This is a genomic window from Aquirufa sp. A-Brett2-W8, from assembly GCF_054558755.1.
In genome coordinates, this window is sequence record NZ_JBPXKS010000003.1 from 279,750 (window position 1) to 296,950 (window position 17,201).

14 protein-coding genes and 1 other RNA gene are annotated in these 17,201 nt (G+C 38.9%); 14 read left to right on the forward strand and 1 reads right to left on the reverse strand.

Annotation, left to right across the window (positions count from 1 at the left end):
* Position 1 precedes the first annotated feature (1 nt).
* The 8 genes from fabG (at position 2) to ACST13_RS03155 (ending at position 6,467) form a co-directional block, all read left to right on the forward strand.
* Complete coding sequence (fabG, locus tag ACST13_RS03120; RefSeq protein WP_459521762.1) at positions 2-748, forward strand: 3-oxoacyl-[acyl-carrier-protein] reductase; 747 nt, start codon at positions 2-4, stop codon at positions 746-748.
* A gap of 60 nt (positions 749-808) precedes the next feature.
* Complete coding sequence (locus tag ACST13_RS03125; RefSeq protein WP_459521763.1) at positions 809-2,065, forward strand: DUF4403 family protein; 1,257 nt, start codon at positions 809-811, stop codon at positions 2,063-2,065.
* A gap of 21 nt (positions 2,066-2,086) precedes the next feature.
* Positions 2,087-2,443: RNase P RNA component class A (gene rnpB / locus ACST13_RS03130), an RNA gene on the forward strand.
* 90 nt (positions 2,444-2,533) lie between these two features.
* Entirely contained in the window at positions 2,534-3,388 is an 855-nt protein-coding gene (gene rpsP / locus ACST13_RS03135) for a 30S ribosomal protein S16 (protein ID WP_459521764.1), read from the forward strand.
* A 63-nt stretch (positions 3,389-3,451) separates the two neighbouring features.
* Complete coding sequence (rimM, locus tag ACST13_RS03140; RefSeq protein WP_459521765.1) at positions 3,452-3,988, forward strand: ribosome maturation factor RimM; 537 nt, start codon at positions 3,452-3,454, stop codon at positions 3,986-3,988.
* Positions 3,978-4,652: a tRNA (guanosine(37)-N1)-methyltransferase TrmD gene (gene trmD / locus ACST13_RS03145; RefSeq protein ID WP_459521846.1), complete on the forward strand. Its 675-nt coding sequence runs from the start codon at positions 3,978-3,980 to the stop codon at positions 4,650-4,652. Before rimM ends, trmD begins: the two co-directional genes overlap by 11 nt.
* Position 4,653: 1 nt before the next feature.
* Positions 4,654-5,568 (forward strand): EamA family transporter, encoded by a 915-nt coding sequence (locus tag ACST13_RS03150; protein ID WP_459521766.1) that lies wholly within the window; start codon positions 4,654-4,656, stop codon positions 5,566-5,568.
* Positions 5,565-6,467, forward strand: a complete 903-nt coding sequence (locus ACST13_RS03155; protein WP_459521767.1) for an alpha/beta hydrolase — start codon at positions 5,565-5,567, stop codon at positions 6,465-6,467. The genes ACST13_RS03150 and ACST13_RS03155 overlap by 4 nt, the downstream gene beginning before the upstream one ends.
* On the opposite strand, the gene ACST13_RS03160 is transcribed toward ACST13_RS03155, so the two are convergent.
* Complete coding sequence (locus ACST13_RS03160; protein ID WP_459521768.1) at positions 6,455-7,852, reverse strand: APC family permease; 1,398 nt, start codon at positions 7,850-7,852, stop codon at positions 6,455-6,457. The genes ACST13_RS03155 and ACST13_RS03160 overlap by 13 nt on opposite strands.
* A 241-nt stretch (positions 7,853-8,093) precedes the next feature.
* On the opposite strand from ACST13_RS03160, the gene ACST13_RS03165 reads away from it, so the two are divergent.
* From ACST13_RS03165 to ACST13_RS03190, 6 genes are all read left to right on the forward strand, one after another.
* Positions 8,094-8,663 carry an RNA polymerase sigma factor gene (locus tag ACST13_RS03165; protein WP_459521769.1) on the forward strand — a complete coding sequence of 190 codons (570 nt, stop codon included), beginning with the start codon at positions 8,094-8,096 and terminating at the stop codon, positions 8,661-8,663.
* A gap of 228 nt (positions 8,664-8,891) precedes the next feature.
* Complete coding sequence (locus ACST13_RS03170; RefSeq protein ID WP_459521770.1) at positions 8,892-11,918, forward strand: SusC/RagA family TonB-linked outer membrane protein; 3,027 nt, start codon at positions 8,892-8,894, stop codon at positions 11,916-11,918.
* A 23-nt stretch (positions 11,919-11,941) separates the two neighbouring features.
* Positions 11,942-13,618, forward strand: a complete 1,677-nt coding sequence (locus tag ACST13_RS03175) for a RagB/SusD family nutrient uptake outer membrane protein (RefSeq protein ID WP_459521771.1) — start codon at positions 11,942-11,944, stop codon at positions 13,616-13,618.
* Positions 13,619-13,687: 69 nt separating this feature from the next.
* Entirely contained in the window at positions 13,688-14,722 is a 1,035-nt protein-coding gene (locus ACST13_RS03180; protein WP_459521772.1) for a DUF6807 domain-containing protein, read from the forward strand.
* 68 nt (positions 14,723-14,790) lie between these two features.
* The gene (locus ACST13_RS03185) at positions 14,791-16,215 is read left to right on the forward strand and encodes an MBL fold metallo-hydrolase RNA specificity domain-containing protein (RefSeq protein ID WP_459521773.1); all 1,425 of its coding nucleotides are present in this window, start codon (positions 14,791-14,793) and stop codon (positions 16,213-16,215) included.
* A 29-nt stretch (positions 16,216-16,244) separates the two neighbouring features.
* Positions 16,245-17,201, forward strand: coding sequence for an acetyl-CoA carboxylase carboxyltransferase subunit alpha (locus tag ACST13_RS03190; RefSeq protein ID WP_459521774.1), 957 nt, complete (start codon positions 16,245-16,247; stop codon positions 17,199-17,201).

Sequence of the window (17,201 nt, forward strand, 5' to 3'; positions counted from 1 at the left end):
TATGTCATTAGTACAAAATAAAGTCGTTTTAGTGACGGGTGCCTCTCGAGGTATCGGTCGGGCTATCGCGACTACTTTTGCTCAATCGGGCGCAAACGTAGCATTTACTTATTTATCATCTATAGAAAAAGGTCAAGCATTAGAAAAAGAATTACGTGCTTTTGGCATAGTCGCTAAGGGTTATCGTTCAGATGCGTCGTCCTATTCAGAATCGGAGAAATTAGTAGAGGACGTTTTAGCTGATTTTGGCGCTATTGATATTTTAATTAATAATGCCGGAATTACGCGTGATGGTCTATTAATGCGCATGTCAGAGGAGCAATGGGATGAAGTTATTCGTGTGAATTTGAAATCTATTTTCAATTTAACGAAAGCGGTAACCAAGCCGATGATGAAAGTAAGATCAGGCTCTATCATCAATATGACCTCTATCGTAGGAATTAAAGGTAATGCGGGTCAGTCTAATTATGCAGCTTCGAAAGCAGGTATTATTGGTTTTACTAAATCAATTGCATTGGAGTTAGGCTCCCGTAATATCCGTTGTAATGCCATCGCACCAGGTTTTATTGAGACAGAGATGACAGAGGAATTAAATGAAGCTGCTATTGAAGAATGGACGAAAGCTATTCCAATGAAAAGAGGTGGTCAGGCGACAGAAGTAGCAAATGTTTGTTTGTTTTTGGGTTCTGATATGAGTTCTTATGTCACTGGGCAGGTTATCTCCGTTAACGGTGGTTTATTAACTTAGTCATTTGTATAATATAATTAGGCCTCAGTCTTTACGTGTAAGATTGAGGTCTATTTTTTTATGAGGGTTTTACTTTTTTTTCTAGCTGTTTTAGTGGTCTCTTGTTCTAAGTCCATTGCTCCTTCTGTCATTAGCGAGAAATCGGTCTATGTGGATCGTTTTCCTACAATAAAACCCGGATTAACCACCATTGATTTTTCTTTATCTTTCGATAGTCTCTTTGCCTTAAGTCAATTGAAGGCTGGATCTGTATTATATCAAAATGTTGATGCGTCGTCTGTGTTAGATTTTCCCTTAGACATTAGATTGCTCGCACCTATTTCGTTGCAAACGCTTACTAAGGACCAAATCAATTTATCTCTACCCGTTCGCTTACAAGCAAAACCAGCCATTGCAGGTATTTCTGCTGGAACCGTTACTGGGGACTTAGCGATGAAGATCCAATTAAAATGGAATTTAGCGAGCTTGAGTACTTTGCAAATTAAAGAGCTTGGTTATGATTACCAATGGATTCAGAAGCCATCGGTGAAGGTGATGGGATTTCCTGTTAATGTAACCCCGGTGGTAGATCAATTGTTAAATCAAAAAAAGGATGTCATTGTATCCCAAATGCAGAATCAGTTAAATGCTAAAATTAGATCTACCGTTACCAAGCCATTTTTGTTTCAATCTTTTTTTACTGATTCTCCCGATGGTTATAGGATAGAACCATATGCGTCATCTGCTATAGATATGCGTGACTTATTATTTGACCAAACAAGTATCAAAGGACAATTAAGGTATTCAGGTGGTTTCACGGTTAGTGCGGGTAAAATGAATAAAGTGCCTTTATTTATTCCCGTAAAGGATTTGCCTTCAGTTGGTAAGCCTATTTTGCCCTTTCAATTTCAATTATCTGGCCCAGAATTAATGGAATTACTAAAGGAATCTAATCCTCAACTGAAAGGTAGAGGTGATTTTACATTCCAATCTTCGGGGATACGTTTTCAATTAAATCAATTTCGGGGTAAATCGTCTCGCTTAGCGGTTGATTTTGATTTCGTACTTTATCCTGATAATTCGCTTGGTTTTCAATTAAAGGATATCCAAATGGAAGGGTTATCTTTTCCTGCTTCCTTATTTAAGCGTAATATAGCCAATAAACTTCAAGCTCAAGCGGCTATTTTTCGTTTTCAGCCTAATCAAATTTTGAAGCGATTACCTAGCTCAATTTCATTGGCTAAGAACGGTCGCGTTCATTTTCAAAAGGTGTATTTTGATAAAAGCTCAGTCCTAATAGAAGGGGCTTTTGAAGGGAATTGGTCTTTGGCCAAATAAAATCCTACCTTTGTCGCAGAGAAAATAGACTATCTTATCGCTTTTTAAAGAGGAAAGTCCGAACAACATAGAGCAGTGTGCTTCCTAACTGGAAGGGGAGTCTTCGGATTCTACAGCAAGTGCCACAGAAAATAACCGCCTTTCGGGGTAAGGGTGAAAAGGTGGGGTAAGAGCCCACCGCTGGTTTGGTGACAAAACAGGCATGGGTAAACCTCACGCGTTGCAAGATCAAATAGGCTAGCTGCCGTAAGGCAAAAGGGTGGCTCGTCCGATGCTAGTGGGTAGATTGCTACAGATAAACAGCGATGTTTATCGAAGATAAATGATAGGACGGTGGGTAACCATCGACAGAATTCGGCTTATCGGTTTATTTTCTCTATTTCTTTTTTTGATATGACTGCAAAAAAGCTTAATTTTGCAGACTATTTATAAACCCGAGGGACGAGATCCCTCATAAACCCATGTATAATGGCTGTTAAAATCAGATTAGCGCGTCGCGGACGCAAAAAGTTAGCCATGTTCGATGTTGTAGTTGCGGATGCTCGTGCACCACGTGACGGACGTTTTGTAGAAAAAATCGGAACATACAATCCTAACACCAACCCAGCAACTGTCGTTTTAAACGAGAAACAAGCAATCCAATGGGTATTGAAGGGTGCTCAGCCTACTGACACTGTTCGTGCAATCCTTTCTTATAAAGGAATCATGTATGCGAAACACTTACAAGTAGGTGTGAATAAAGGAGCTATCACGCAAGAACAAGCAGATGCGAAGTTCGAAGCTTGGAAAGCAGAGAAAGAAGTGAAGATTCAAACGAAATCATCTACTTTACAACAGTCTAAGGCGAAGTCTAAAGCGGCTCGTTTAGAAGCTGAGGCTAAAGTATCTAATACGCGTGCAGACAATATTGCTGCGAAAAACAAAGTAGCTGAAGAAGCATTAGTTGCTAGCGTAGTAGAAGCTATTAACGAAGCGGACGAAGAGGCAACAGGTGTAGAAATTGACGAAGTAGTAGCTGAGGCTTCTCTAGTAGCGGAAGCAGCATTTGAAGAAGTTCCAGTAGCAGAAGCAGCAGTTGAAGAAGCTCCAGTAGCGGAAGTAGCAGTTGAAGAAGCTCCAGTAGCGGAAGTAGCAGTTGAAGAGGCTCCAGTAGCGGAAGTAGCAGTTGAAGAGGCTCCAGTAGCGGAAGAAGCAGCTGAAGAGGCTCCAGTAGCGGAAGTAGCAGTTGAAGAAGCTCCAGTAGCGGAAGTAGCAGTTGAAGAGGCTCCAGTAGCGGAAGAAGCAGCTGAAGAAGCAACAGAAGAAGCTCCAGCAGCAAAATAATTTTTAGATTTAATTAAAATCATACAAATTTGTTCTCAAGTTTGTATGATTTTTTTTGTACCTATGGCAAAGACAGAATATTTCGAGTTAGGCACCCTTTCTAAACCACATGGATTAAAGGGGGCTTTTCATCTTTATTTAGATGTAGATGATCCGTATGATTACGAAGATTTAGATGCTATATTCTTACAGCAGGGCAACGAAATGGTTCCTTATTTTGTGGAGGATATCCAGATTCGTGATAATTTAAACTTAATTACTCTAGAGGGAGTGAATAGTTTAGATGCCACAAAGGACTTTGTCGGTTTAAAGGTATTTTTACCTGTATCTGCTTTGCCTACCTTACAAGACGATCAATATTTTTACCATGAAGTGGTAGGTTACCAGGTAATCGATGCTAATTTAGGTACTTTAGGTACCGTAAAAGAGATTTATAGTACGGGTGCTCAGGATGTAGTGGTGATGATTTATCAAAATCATGAAGTATTGATTCCTTTAATCGATGCGATTATCCCTAAGGTGGATAAGAAGAATCAAGTAGTTCATAGTATTTTGCCGGATGGATTATTAGAAGTTTATACAGAAAATGATGCGGATTGATATTATTTCGGTAGTTCCGGCTTTAATGAATAGCTTTTTTGAGCATTCTATTTGCGCACGTGCGGCAAAAGCGGGATTAGTCGAGGTGGTATTTCATGATTTACATGATTTTTCTGAAAAGAAGCATAAGCAAATAGATGATTACCCATTTGGTGGAGGAGCGGGGATGGTGATGGCGGTAGAGCCTTTGGCTAAATGCATCGAATTTTTAAAAACGGAGCGTGACTATACTGAAATCATTTATTTTAGCCCAGATGGAATCGTTTTAAAACAAGGCTTAGTGAATCAATTAAGTCTAGGTGAAAACCTCTTATTTATTTGTGGTCATTACAAAGGAATCGATGAACGTATACGTGAGAAGTATGTGACGAAAGAGATTTCCATTGGCGACTATGTGTTATCTGGTGGCGAATTAGCTGCTGCTGTTACAGCTGATGCGATTATTCGTTTAATCCCTGGTGCAATTGGAGACGAAAGTTCCGCATTAACAGATTCATTTCAAGATGGATTATTAGCTCCTCCAGTTTATACGCGTCCTGCTAGTTTTGAAGGGATGGATGTACCAGAAGTTTTATTATCTGGGCATGAAAAAAAGATTGAAGACTGGCGGCATGAGCAAGCCGTAATGCGTACGCAGGCTAGAAGACCCGATTTATTGGACTAAGATGTTAAAAAAGAACGCTATATCGTTGGCAACTATTTTAGCACTTGGAGGCCTGTATCTTATTTGGGGTAGTACCTTTCTGAGTGTACGAATCCTCTTAGAATTTGTTCCACCACTGGTCATATCCTTTTCTCGTAATTTAGTAGCTGGTGGATTATTTCTACTTTGGGCTATTTTGGGTGGACATTGGAAGAAATTGACTCTCCAGCATTGGAAAGTTCATCTGATGGCTGGCGTATTACTTATTACTTTGGGAAATGGATTTATGGCTTTAGCTGGCCAAACCATTCCATCAGGTTTATCCTCTGTTTTTATGGCATTCGGCCCTTTATTATTAGTATTGTTTTTCTGGATTTCTGGTCGAAAACCAAGCAAGCGAAAGTTGATAGGTACACTTATTGGCTTTGTTGGAATTATACTTTTGGCCTCTCAAAAAAACCTAGCTATTCCAGGGAAAGAAATTGACTTTTATCGAGGGATGGGCTTTCTTCTAATAGCGGTGGTAGCTTGGAATTTAGGTGTATTTTATATTCAATTTACGAAAGCTAATTCCTATCACTTTACGCAGGTTTGTGCAATCCAAATGCTTACAGGAGGCCTTATTTTGCTATCTATTTCTATTTACCAGGGGGATTTACAGAAGTTTGCTTTAGCGGATTTACCCTTCAAAGCATTGGCTGTTTTTGCTTATTTGGCCTTAATTGGTTCTATGCTTGGTTTTGGATTATTTGGGTATCTATCTAAGGTATTAGATGCCACACTCGTTTCCACTTATACGTATGTGAATCCAATAATTGCGTTGTTTTTGGGTAATATTATTCTAGGGGAGTCTTTAAGTAGTATATTGTTGTTTGCAAGTAGTTTGATCTTGTCAGCTGTCTTGTTAATTACTACTGAAAAGACCTCGTGCTCATGAAAAAAATTATTCTTTTATTATTGTTAGCCTCACCTATTATGGCTCAAGACTTTCATCCCTTGTATTCAGCCGGCATTCCGAATGATAAAGGAATGGCGAATAAGCAAACTGCTTTAAAAGGAGCCGATGGAATAGAGCGTATCTCCAAGGTAACGATTCCTACTTATCGATTCTTTCCTGCACCTAATGCTAAAGATGCGCGCGCTTGCGTGGTGATTTGTCCCGGTGGCGGTTACCGAATTTTAGCGTCCTCTCATGAGGGTTATGATATTGCCACTAAATTTAATGAAATAGGCGTTTCTGCTTTAGTATTGTATTATCGATTGCCAGCTGATTCTGCACAAATTGAAAAGAAATATGCTCCTCTTCAGGATGCACAGTCAGCCATAGCTTTAGTACGTAAGAATGCGGTAAAATGGAATGTTGATCCTGCCAAAGTAGGTATTATGGGCTTCTCTGCAGGAGGGCATTTAGCTGCAACGGCGTCTACTCATTTTAACAAAGACTATACGGGAATTCATGCTGGAGCTAATTTGAGACCAGACTTCTCTATTTTGTTGTATCCTGTTATTTCGGTTAGACCTTTTGGCCACGGTGGAAGTTCACAAAGTCTCTTGGGTAAAAATCCTACCGAGGAAGAGTTAGCTCTATTTTCTAACGAGGAGCAGGTAAACGCACAAACACCTAAGGCATTTATCGTACATGCATCTGATGACAACGCAGTTCCATTGAAAAATTCTTTATTGTATGCAGAACGTTTAACAGCTAATAAAGTACCGGTTGACTTACACGTTTACGCAAAAGGTGGTCACGGTTTTGGACTAAACAATAAAACCACAAGTGGGGACTTGTGGTTCGATCGTCTAATTACTTGGATGAAAGCAAATCAATTGCTTTGAGATTTCTTCATAACGAAGTAGAAAGGTATTCCTAAAAGCACGATGCCTAATCCGATGGAAGAGGAGAGTGTTTTAACCCATAATAGATTTCCAGCGATTCCTACTAATAAGAGCAGGTATCCGCTAAATAGGAATTTCTGAAACAAGGGCAATTCATTTTGCATGATTCTTGTTTTGAAAACGGAGGCTACCGTTAGGAAATAGAATATCAAGATCGCAAATACGGTGAAGTCTAACAGCGCTCCATATGATCCGGAGAAGCATAATAGAATGGCCCAAATTCCTTGAATTCCCAAAGAATAGACAGGAACATCTTTATCATTCGTGTCTGCTGCTTTCTTAAAGAAAAGTCGATCATTTGCCATCGCTTGAAATAAGCGTCCTCCAGCTAAAATTATACCATTATTGCATCCAAAAGTCGATATCATAATAAATACGGCCATCACTAGCGCTCCGATTCCACCAAGTACCGTTTCTAATGCGGCGGCACCCAAACGATCTTGAGTGGCAAACATAATTCCACGTGCATACGAATTGACTCCCTCAGCTTCCCCTTGTAAAGGTAGAATGCTTAAGTAGGCCATATTTGTTAAAAAGTATAATAAGCAAACTAAAGCGGATCCATAGACTAAACCCTTCGCTATGGTTTTCTTAGGATCTTCAAAGTCCGCGCTAGCAAAGGTGACATTATTCCAAGCAGACGAGGAAAATAAGGGCCCTATCATCGCAACGCCAAACAAAGAGATCAATTCCCACCCTCCAATCGCATGTGTGGTATTGGTAGCTGCATCCACCGTAAATGGTTTGGCAAAGAAACCTTCGAAGTGTATCCATTCATTTTGGACTCCGACATATAATCCAATAATGATTAAGATGATGATGGCTCCGATCTTCGTAATAGTAAAAATATTCTGTACCAAAGAAGCGAATTGCACCCCTCTGCTATTCACATAGGTCAATAAAGCAATAAGGGAGGCAGCTAGAATTTGTTGTGTCGTGATAAAATCACCTACTAAAGGAGTATCATTTAAAATCCCAGGAAAAATAAATCCTGCATAACGAGCAAATGCAACAGCTACTGCAGCTATTGTACCTGTTTGAATAACTAAAAAGGTCGTCCAGCCGAATAGAAATCCAATTAAGGAATTATACGATTCTTTTAAATATATATATTGTCCACCTGTTTTCGGAAAAACAGAACTTAGCTTTCCGTACGCAAATGCGCCCGTAATGGTTAAAAAGGCTGTTAAAAGCCAAGTTCCAATCCAATAAATAGGGGAGCCCACGGATCTAGCGACTTCAGAGCTGACTAAAAAGATACCTGACCCGATCATAGATCCCATAACTAACATCGAGGCATCTAGGGTGTTTAATTTTTTATTCATAGAGGTATATATTGATTAAATGCAATTCCTGATTTTTAGCATTTAATCAAAGAAACGATTAAAATTTCTGATTTACTCGATGTCTTTTAAACTTTTTTAAAATGTAAACGTTTCCGTAAACGTTTACGGGAAAAAATTAAATATTTTCTTTGATATTTTATAGAATAATGGTTTATATTCCAAAAGCAATATATCTGTATTTATAAAAGATAATGCTATTGTACAATTTTAGATCATATTTATGAAGAAGTCCATTAATGAAGTAGAGGTATGGGATCAGTTTAGATCGGGAGATCAACAAGCGTTTGCCATTTTATATTCACAATTTGTTCAACCACTTTATACCTATTGTATGGGGATTACAAGTGATAAGGACTTGATTAAGGATAGCTTACACGATTTGTTTGTTGAGATTTGGAAAAATCATGCAAGTCTTGGACCTACTACGAGTGTTAAGTTTTATTTAATGGCTTCTATTAAGCGAAAGATTATTCGCTCTTTAGAATCACAATTAAAGAATCAAAACCACCACGATCAATACCATTATCAATTCATGGAAGATATGCCATCTCCTGAAAGACAATTAGTTATGGTAGAGGAAGAGCATATGTCTCATAAGACGATGTACCAAAGCTTGAGCAAGTTAAGTAAGCGTCAAAGAGAAGCCATTACCTTGAAATATTTTGAAAATATGGATACGGATCAAATATCGGAGCAAATGAAGATTAATACCCAATCCGTTTATAATTTGATTTTTGGTGCGCTTAGAGTCATGAAAGAACATATGACCACTAAAGCCTTTGCGTGTTAATATGAAATAATTATAAGATTTAATTGAGTAAATCGTATAGTATTTTTGCTTTTCGGCATATATAATCTTAATAAGATTGAAATGTTATCGAAAAGAATGAGCTGGATAAAGAGATTAAAAATAGTAAATAAGTACCCAATTAAACCCTTAAGATTATCCCAACAAGAATGCAAAGCCTTGTGGGATAGGATACAAAAGACTTTGCAAACAACTTAATTTTTTAACCCTATGAGAATAAAATTACTTTCTAAAGTGCTCCTTAGCTGTATAATGCTGTTATTGAGTATTCAAATTTTTGCCCAAGATCGGACGGTCTCAGGTAAAGTAACGTCATCTGAAGATGGTTTTGGAATTCCAGGAGCAAGTGTTTCAGTTAAAGGAACTTCTAAAGGAACTACAACTGATGTGGATGGAAACTTTAAAATCACAGTCGGTAGTTCTGCTGTTTTAGTTTTCACTGCTGTGGGTTCAAATTCACAAGAAGTAGCAGTAGGATCTAAATCACAAATTAATGTGGCTTTAAGTACTGATACGAAATCATTACAAGAAGTAGTGGTCGTAGGTTATGGTACGCAAAAGAAAAGTCAAATGACGGGTGCTATTTCTTCTGTCGGAGCTAAAGAGATTCAGGAATTACCTATCACAAATGCGCGTCAAGCCTTGCAAGGTAGAGCAGCGGGTGTAGACGTAGTTCAGCCGGGTTCTAAGCCAGGAGCTGGTCCACAAATTCGTATTCGTGGTCGTCGTTCATTCAACGCATCCAATGATCCATTATATGTAGTGGACGGTATTCCACTATCTAGTGGTATTGATGATATCAACCCGAATGATATCGTTTCAATGGAGGTATTGAAAGATGCGTCTGCAACTGCTATCTATGGTGCTCGTGGTGCAAATGGTGTTGTTATCATTACTACGAAGCGTGGAAAAGTGGGTGCAACTGTTGTATCAGTAGATTCTTATTATGGTGTTAACCAAGAGTTAGGAACAATTGGTGTGATGAACGGGTCTCAGTATGCTGAATATAAGCGCGAGTCTCGTCGTGCGGTAGGTCAGTACCCATTAGGAGCCGCAACACCTGCAGATGATGCAAAGATCTTTGAGCCACGTGAATTAGCAAGTATTGCTACTGGACGTTCAACGGATTATGTGGGTGGAATGTTGCGCCCTGGAGCTATTCAAAGTCACCAAGTTGGCGTTTCCGGTGGTAGTGATAAAACTACTTTTAATATTTCGGCTAACTTTTTTCAAGATATTGGAGTGGTTAAATCTCAGGATTTTTCTCGTTATACATTCCGCGTCAATTTAGATCACAAGTTTAATGATAAGGTCAAAATTGGTTTGTCAACATTAATTGTTAACTCGATTCGTAATGGTGAAAACTTGAACCTTTTGGGAGGTGCGATGCAGGAGAATCCATTAGGAGAACCTTATGATGCAAATGGAAATTTAGTTTTCTTACCTACAAACGATGGTTTACGTACAAATCCTTTCTCTGAATTAGTTGCAGGAGCTAATGTGGATGAAAATAAGCGTTACAGAACTTTTAATAGTTTATTTGGTGAGTGGGATATTGCGAAAGGTTTAAAATACCGTGTCAACTTTGGTCCAGATTTAACTGTTGGTAGAGCAGGTCGTTTTATCGGCGCATTTACTAACAATAACCGTGGTGGTAATGCTACAGGTAGTATTAATGAGCAATTCTTGTTCAACTGGACATTGGAGAACATCGTTACGTACAATAAGAAATTTAAAGATGTTCACAATTTGAACGTAACTGGTTTACAATCTATTCAACGTGATCGTGATGAGCGTACATCAATTTCGGTTAATGGTATTCCAGCTGAGTCTGCTTCTTATCATCGTTTAGGTGATGCTAATCAGATTACTGGTTCAAATACAGATTTAATTGAGTGGACTTTACTTTCTTATATGGGTCGTGTTAACTACGATTATAAAGAAAAGTATTTATTTACTGCCACAGTCCGTATGGATGGTTCATCTCGTTTCGGTGCGAATACTAAATTCGGTATTTTCCCTTCATTCGCTTTAGGATGGAATTTGTCTGAAGAACCATTTATTAAGAATATTTCTGCCATTGATCAAATGAAGTTACGTGCTTCGTGGGGAGCTATCGGTAATCAGGCGATTAATCCATACCAAACACAAGCCTTGTTAGGTCGTACGGCTTATGCTTGGGACAATACGGCAGCTTATGGATATCGTCCTAATACAATTGGTAATCCAGAATTGCGTTGGGAAACATCTACCACATCCAATGTTGGTTTAGATTTTAGTTTCTTCCGAGGTAAAATTTCTGGTTCTGCTGAATATTACGTAACAAATACAACGAATTTGCTAGCTCCACAGCCACTTCCTACCTCTATTGGTTTTGGTGGATTTACAACGAACGTAGGTGAGACTCAAAACACAGGTATCGAATTAACTATAAATACAGTTAATGTGGATCGTGGTGGATTCCAATGGACATCAGATTTTATTTTCAACCGCAATAGAGAATCAATTATTTCTCTTGCGAATGGTAAAGTTGATGATGTTGGTGCAGGTCGTTTTATTGGTCAGCCGCTTAGCGTTTTCTTTGACTATAAAAAAATCGGAATTTGGCAAACTAATGAGGCAGATGCTGCAAAGGCATTTGGTGATAAAGTGGGCCAAATTAGAATTGAAGACTTTAATGGTGATGGTAAGATTAATGCGGATGACCGTCAGATCTTAGGTTCAGCAGTGCCGGCTTTCACAGCTGGTTTAACGAACCGTTTCACTTACAAAGGGTTCGATCTTTCGTTCTTTGTTTTTGCTCGTGTAGGGCAGTTAATTCGTAGCCGTTTTCATGATAACGTGAATCAGTTAGCTGGTCGTTATAATAACCTAAACCTGAACTATTGGACACCTAATAACCCAACGAATGAATTCCCTCAGCCAGTTGTTACGCAGGAATTCCCTAAGAATGGTAGTTCGTTAACTTATTTTGAAGGTTCATTCTTTAAAATTCGCAACATCAATATTGGTTATAATCTTCCGGACAATGTGGCTAAAAAGTTGAAGATGTCGAGCATTCGTGTTTTTGCAAGTATTCAACAACCATTGATTTTGGCTGAATATCGTCAAAAATACAAGGGTATAGATCCTGAAACATTTGTGGACGGTGAGCAAGGTGTAGGTGGTGGTGAGGTTAATACGAACGTATCACCAGCAACAAGTGTGACTACATTCGGTGTAAACCTTAAATTTTAATCAAATTAATTAAATTTATAGATATGAAAAGCTTTCAAATTTTTAGAAAATTAAGTTTTTTAGCAAATATTGGTTTGATTGGAGTAGTTGCTTTGGGTACTCAATCATGCAATGATTTGTTAACAGAAAATGTTGTTTCGCGTATTGGTAATGATTATATCAATACGGCGAAAGGATTAAATGATGCAACTAGTGCTGCTTATTCATCCATGCGTTCATGGTATGGTACTGAGCGTGGAATGAATTTGACGGTATTTGGTACTGATTCATACCAGAATGGTGCGGATGGTAGTTGGAAATTCATGAATACGTATACGACTGATTTTGATACAAGAAATGGTCAAGTGGCGGAAGTATGGAATGATTTCTACCAAGGTATTAATACGTGTAATGCTATTATTGAACGTGCACCTAACGTGACCGGTTTAGCAGAACCCGTTAAGAAGCAGCGTATCGCTGAAGCTAAATTTATTCGTGCGCATCACTATTTTATATTCACTCAATTATTTGGTGGTGTAGATTTGCGATTGACGGAGACGTTAGCTCCCACGAAAGTTGTTAAGCGTAGCACTGTTGCTGAGCAATATGCGCAAATCATTAAAGATTTAACAGACGCTTTGCCAGATTTGGAAAATAAGTCAAGATCGGTTGATTATGGACGTATCACGCGTGCTGGTGCAGAACACTTATTAGGTCGTGTTTATTTAACTAAGGCTACTTCTTCTGCTAAAGCAGGGGATGATTATGCTAAGGCAATTGTAAGCTTTAAAAATGTTATTTCGAATTATGGAATCTCCTTGTTGCCAAACTTTGCCGATGTTCATAAACAAGGAAATGAAGCAAATGGTGAAGTTATATGGTCAGTTCAATATACCCGTGATCCATTAACAAATGCTGGTGGTAACAATGCGCACGTATTTTTTGGTATGGAGTATGATGTTTTACCGGGTATGCAACGTGATACAGAAAATGGTCGTCCATTTAAGCGTTATATGCCTACTAAATATACGCTCGATGTTTTATTTAAAGACAGAGAAAATGATAGTCGTTACAAAAAAACGTTTAAAGATACTTATTTGTCAAATAAGCCAGGTACTTACAATACAAGCTTCGACTTATCGAAGAAGACAGTTACGTATGTGCTAGGTGATACGGCTATCTTTTTACCAGGAGTTGAAATGTCTTTAGAGGAAAGAGCTAAAAAGAAATACCAAGTACTTATTCCGTCACGTTACGATGAGCGTATTTTCTTAGCTATCAATAAGCATTTTGATGGTGGTCGTGTGGATCGTACTCAGTTTGAAGGTGGACGTGATTTTATCGCATTCCGTTTAGCTGATACTTATTTGATGTTAGCTGAGGCGCAATTTTTCTCTGGTGCTACTGCGGATGCGGCTACTAGCTATAACATAGTTCGCAAACGTGCGGCATGGCCAGGAAAAGAGTCTGCAATGTTAATTACTGCTGGTGACTTAAATGTAAATTTTGTTATGGATGAGCGTGAGCGTGAAATGTTAGGTGAGCAATCTCGCTGGTTCGATTTAGCCCGTTGGGGTAACTTAGTTGAGCGTGTCAAACTTCACAATCCACAAGCTGCAGGATCTATTAAAGCACATCATATATTGAGACCTATTCCTCAATTACAAATTGACAGAGCTGAAGGTACTTCTAGCAGTTTTCCTCAAAATCCAGGTTACTAGTTAGAATTTGATTTCTTAACTTAAATTCCGAAGGTCAATTGGCCTTCGGAATTTTATTTAATAAGCACTATGAAAAAGATATTAACCTTATGTTTAGGACTTGTTGGATTTAGCTCGATAGCTCAAAATCTTCCTGTTTCATTTAAGAATGATAAAACGTCTGTCGATGTTTCCGTAGGAGGAAAGCCGTTTACGTCGTATTTCTTCCCAGGAGAAAATGTATTAAAGAAAGCGGTTTTATTTCCTTTAATTTCTGCCCAAGGCACGACCATCACGCGTGGTTATCCGATGGCTCCTCGGGCTGGTGAGCGTGTAGATCATCCGCATCATGTAGGCATGTGGTTAAATTATGAGGACGTGAATGGATTTGATTATTGGAACAACTCAACTAATATTATCGCCTCTTTACAAACGCATAAGATGGGAACGATCGTTCACTCTTCGATTGTAAAGCAAGATGCGAAGAAAGGTTTGCTAGTGGTTTCTGCTGACTGGATTGATAATGATGGTAAAGGCCAAAAAGTCTTATTAGAAAAGACGACTTATGTATTTTCAGGTACGGCAGATTCAAGAACGGTAGATCGCATCACTACATTAACGGCTGTAGCGGATCAAGTTTTATTCAAAGATGTGAAAGATGGAATGTTCGCTATCCGTGTCGCACGTCAATTAGAAATTCCTTCTAATAAGCCGGATGTATTTACCGATGCGCACGGAGTGGAGACGAAGGTTCCCGTGATGGATAATACGGGCGTGAGTGGCGATTATTTGAGCTCAGAAGGAGTGAAGGGAGAGGCTGTTTGGAGCACACGCGCTAAATGGATGAATTTGCACGGAGAAATGGACAATCACCCTATTTCAGTGACTATTTTTGACCATCCATCTAATGTATCTTATCCAAGCTATTGGCATGCTCGTGGCTATGGTTTGTTTGCAGTGAATCCATTAGGAGCTAAGGTGTTTAGTAATGGAAAGGATGAACGTAATTTAACTTTGAAAAAAGGAGAGTCTGTTACTTTCCGCTACCGTACTTTACTATCTGATCGATTAAATACGAAAGACGAATTAGACAAAATTCAAGCGGAATTCTCTGCTGTCAACTAATTTCTAAGAAAATACTCTTATTTTTGTAAGGTAAAAGGGGCTCTTGCAGCCCCTATTTTCTTTTTTCTATGCAATTATCCTTTTTAGGAGCCGCTAGACAGGTAACAGGAAGTATGTTTCTGTTAATATTGGACGACGGCTATCAAATATTAATCGATTGTGGAACGGACATGGAGCGTAAAATCGACTTCGATGAGCCCGTGGAGCAAAAATCTTTTTTTTCCTTTGATGCATCACTAATTAACTTGGTGATTCTTACACATGCACACATTGATCACTCTGGCAATATTCCGATGCTTTATCGGGAGGGCTATGAAGGTCAAATTTTGTGTACTCCACCCACTGCTGATTTATCAGAGTTATTGTTAATGGATTCAGCTAGTCTCCATTTACGCCGTTTACGCGCTGCGCAAGGGGAAAGTCGTAAAAAGAACAAGCAGATGGATCGCCTTTTGCGAAAGGGCGATTTATATCTTCAAAAAGATGTGGAGAATGCGCTGGAGAATTTTGTAACTCTTCAGTTCAATCGTAGATTTATTGTATTCCCCGGTTTAGAAATAACCTTTGTTCCAGCAGGGCACTTATTAGGTGCCGCGCATGTCCTTATTTCGGTTACGGAGAAGGGGGAGACGAAGAAAATTGGATTTAGTGGAGATATTGGTCGTGCGAATTATCCTTTGCATATTGACCCTCAGCCTTTTCCTGAAGTGGATTATTTGATTTGCGAAACCACTTATGGGAATCGTATTCATGCGGATAAAGATAGTCCGATGGATGCTTTGGGAAAAGTGATAAAAGAGACATGTATCGATCGCCCAGGCCGATTAATTATTCCGGCTTTCTCTGTAGGTCGAACACAGGCTGTATTATATACCTTGAATAAATTAATCGAAGAGCGTAATTTTCCAGCTGTTCGCGTATTTACGGATAGCCCGATGGGCCGCAGTTCTACTAAGATCTATTCTAAATATTTATCCTACTTAAATCCAGAGGCTCGTGAATTTCATAAAGAAAATGAGGAGTTATTTGATGTGGATAATTTGATATTCCTTCAAACAGAAAAGGAAAGTAGGGCCATTCGTGATTACCGCGAACCCTGTATTATCCTTTCTTCTTCTGGAATGATTTCTGGGGGTCGTGTTGAGCAACATATTGCTGATAATATTTCGAATTCTTATGCTACCATTTTATTAATTGGTTATTCAGCTGAAGGGACCTTAGGTCGTCAATTATTAGCTGGAGCTGATATGATTGTAGTTAAAGATCGTGAGTATAAGGTAAATGCCCAAATTCGTAAAATTGACGTATTCTCTGGCCATGCTGATCAAACAGGTCTATTAGATTTCGTGAAGCAGCAAAAGCCGACGAAGTTAAAGAAAGTGTTTTTATCGCACGGAGAAGAGGAAAGTATGCTTGAATTTTCTTCGCTATTAAATCGATTGGGATTTAATGACGTTATTTTGCCTCAAAAGGAAGAGACTTTCGAGCTTTAATTTTATTTTTGTATCAAAATTTACCCTTTATGAGAACATTATTGGAATTTGAGAAGCCTATCGCTGAGTTAGAAGATAAATTGATTGAGATGCGTAAGCTTGCACTAGATAATAATGTCGATGTGACGGCTACTGTAGCCTCTTTGACAGATAAGATTTTAGAATTGAAAAAGGAAACATTTTTAAATTTAACGCGGTGGCAACGTGTTCAATTATCAAGACACCCGGATCGTCCTTATACGTTTGATTATATAGAGCATTTATGTGATGAGTTTATTGAACTTCATGGCGATCGTAATGTGAAGGATGATAAAGCCATGGTAGGTGGTTTTGGGAGTATTGATGGAGAATTTTCCGTGATGTTTATTGGACAGCAAAAAGGTCGTAATACGAAGGATCGTCAGTACCGTAATTTTGGTATGCCTAATCCAGAAGGTTATCGCAAGGCGCTTCGCTTGATGAAGATGGCGGAGAAGTTCAATAAGCCGATCGTGTGTTTAATTGATACTCCAGGTGCTTTTCCAGGCTTAGAGGCGGAGGAAAGAGGTCAGGGGGAAGCAATTGCACGCAACATACGCGATATGTTTATGTTAAAAGTTCCTGTAATCTGTGTCATTATAGGAGAAGGAGCTTCAGGTGGGGCTTTAGGAATAGCGGTAGGTGATCGGGTGCTTATGATGGAGAATACGTGGTATTCTGTTATTTCTCCTGAATCATGCTCCTCTATTTTGTGGAGAAGTTGGAATTATAAGGAGCAAGCTGCTGAAGCTTTAAAATTAACGGCTAATGATATGTTAGCTAATAAATTAATTGATGGAATTATTCCTGAGCCTTTGGGTGGCGCACACCTTGCTCCAGAAGCAGCTGCCGCGACTTTAAAAGCGGTAATTAAGAAGGAGTTAGCTATTTTAAGTGCGCTTGATCCTGCAACGCGTATTACTCAACGCATTGATAAGTTCGGTGCTATGGGACAGGTAATCGAATAA

Coding starts and splice junctions, on each gene's coding strand:
- ACST13_RS03170 (WP_459521770.1), top strand. CDS start 8,892: ATGAGAATAAAATTACTTTCTAAAGTGCTCCTTAGCTGTATAATGCTG.
- ACST13_RS03185 (WP_459521773.1), top strand. CDS start 14,791: ATGCAATTATCCTTTTTAGGAGCCGCTAGACAGGTAACAGGAAGTATG.
- ACST13_RS03125 (WP_459521763.1), top strand. CDS start 809: ATGAGGGTTTTACTTTTTTTTCTAGCTGTTTTAGTGGTCTCTTGTTCT.
- ACST13_RS03180 (WP_459521772.1), top strand. CDS start 13,688: ATGAAAAAGATATTAACCTTATGTTTAGGACTTGTTGGATTTAGCTCG.
- ACST13_RS03155 (WP_459521767.1), top strand. CDS start 5,565: ATGAAAAAAATTATTCTTTTATTATTGTTAGCCTCACCTATTATGGCT.
- fabG (WP_459521762.1), top strand. CDS start 2: ATGTCATTAGTACAAAATAAAGTCGTTTTAGTGACGGGTGCCTCTCGA.
- rpsP (WP_459521764.1), top strand. CDS start 2,534: ATGGCTGTTAAAATCAGATTAGCGCGTCGCGGACGCAAAAAGTTAGCC.
- rimM (WP_459521765.1), top strand. CDS start 3,452: ATGGCAAAGACAGAATATTTCGAGTTAGGCACCCTTTCTAAACCACAT.
- ACST13_RS03190 (WP_459521774.1), top strand. CDS start 16,245: ATGAGAACATTATTGGAATTTGAGAAGCCTATCGCTGAGTTAGAAGAT.
- ACST13_RS03175 (WP_459521771.1), top strand. CDS start 11,942: ATGAAAAGCTTTCAAATTTTTAGAAAATTAAGTTTTTTAGCAAATATT.
- trmD (WP_459521846.1), top strand. CDS start 3,978: ATGCGGATTGATATTATTTCGGTAGTTCCGGCTTTAATGAATAGCTTT.
- ACST13_RS03165 (WP_459521769.1), top strand. CDS start 8,094: ATGAAGAAGTCCATTAATGAAGTAGAGGTATGGGATCAGTTTAGATCG.
- ACST13_RS03160 (WP_459521768.1), bottom strand. CDS start 7,852: ATGAATAAAAAATTAAACACCCTAGATGCCTCGATGTTAGTTATGGGA.
- ACST13_RS03150 (WP_459521766.1), top strand. CDS start 4,654: ATGTTAAAAAAGAACGCTATATCGTTGGCAACTATTTTAGCACTTGGA.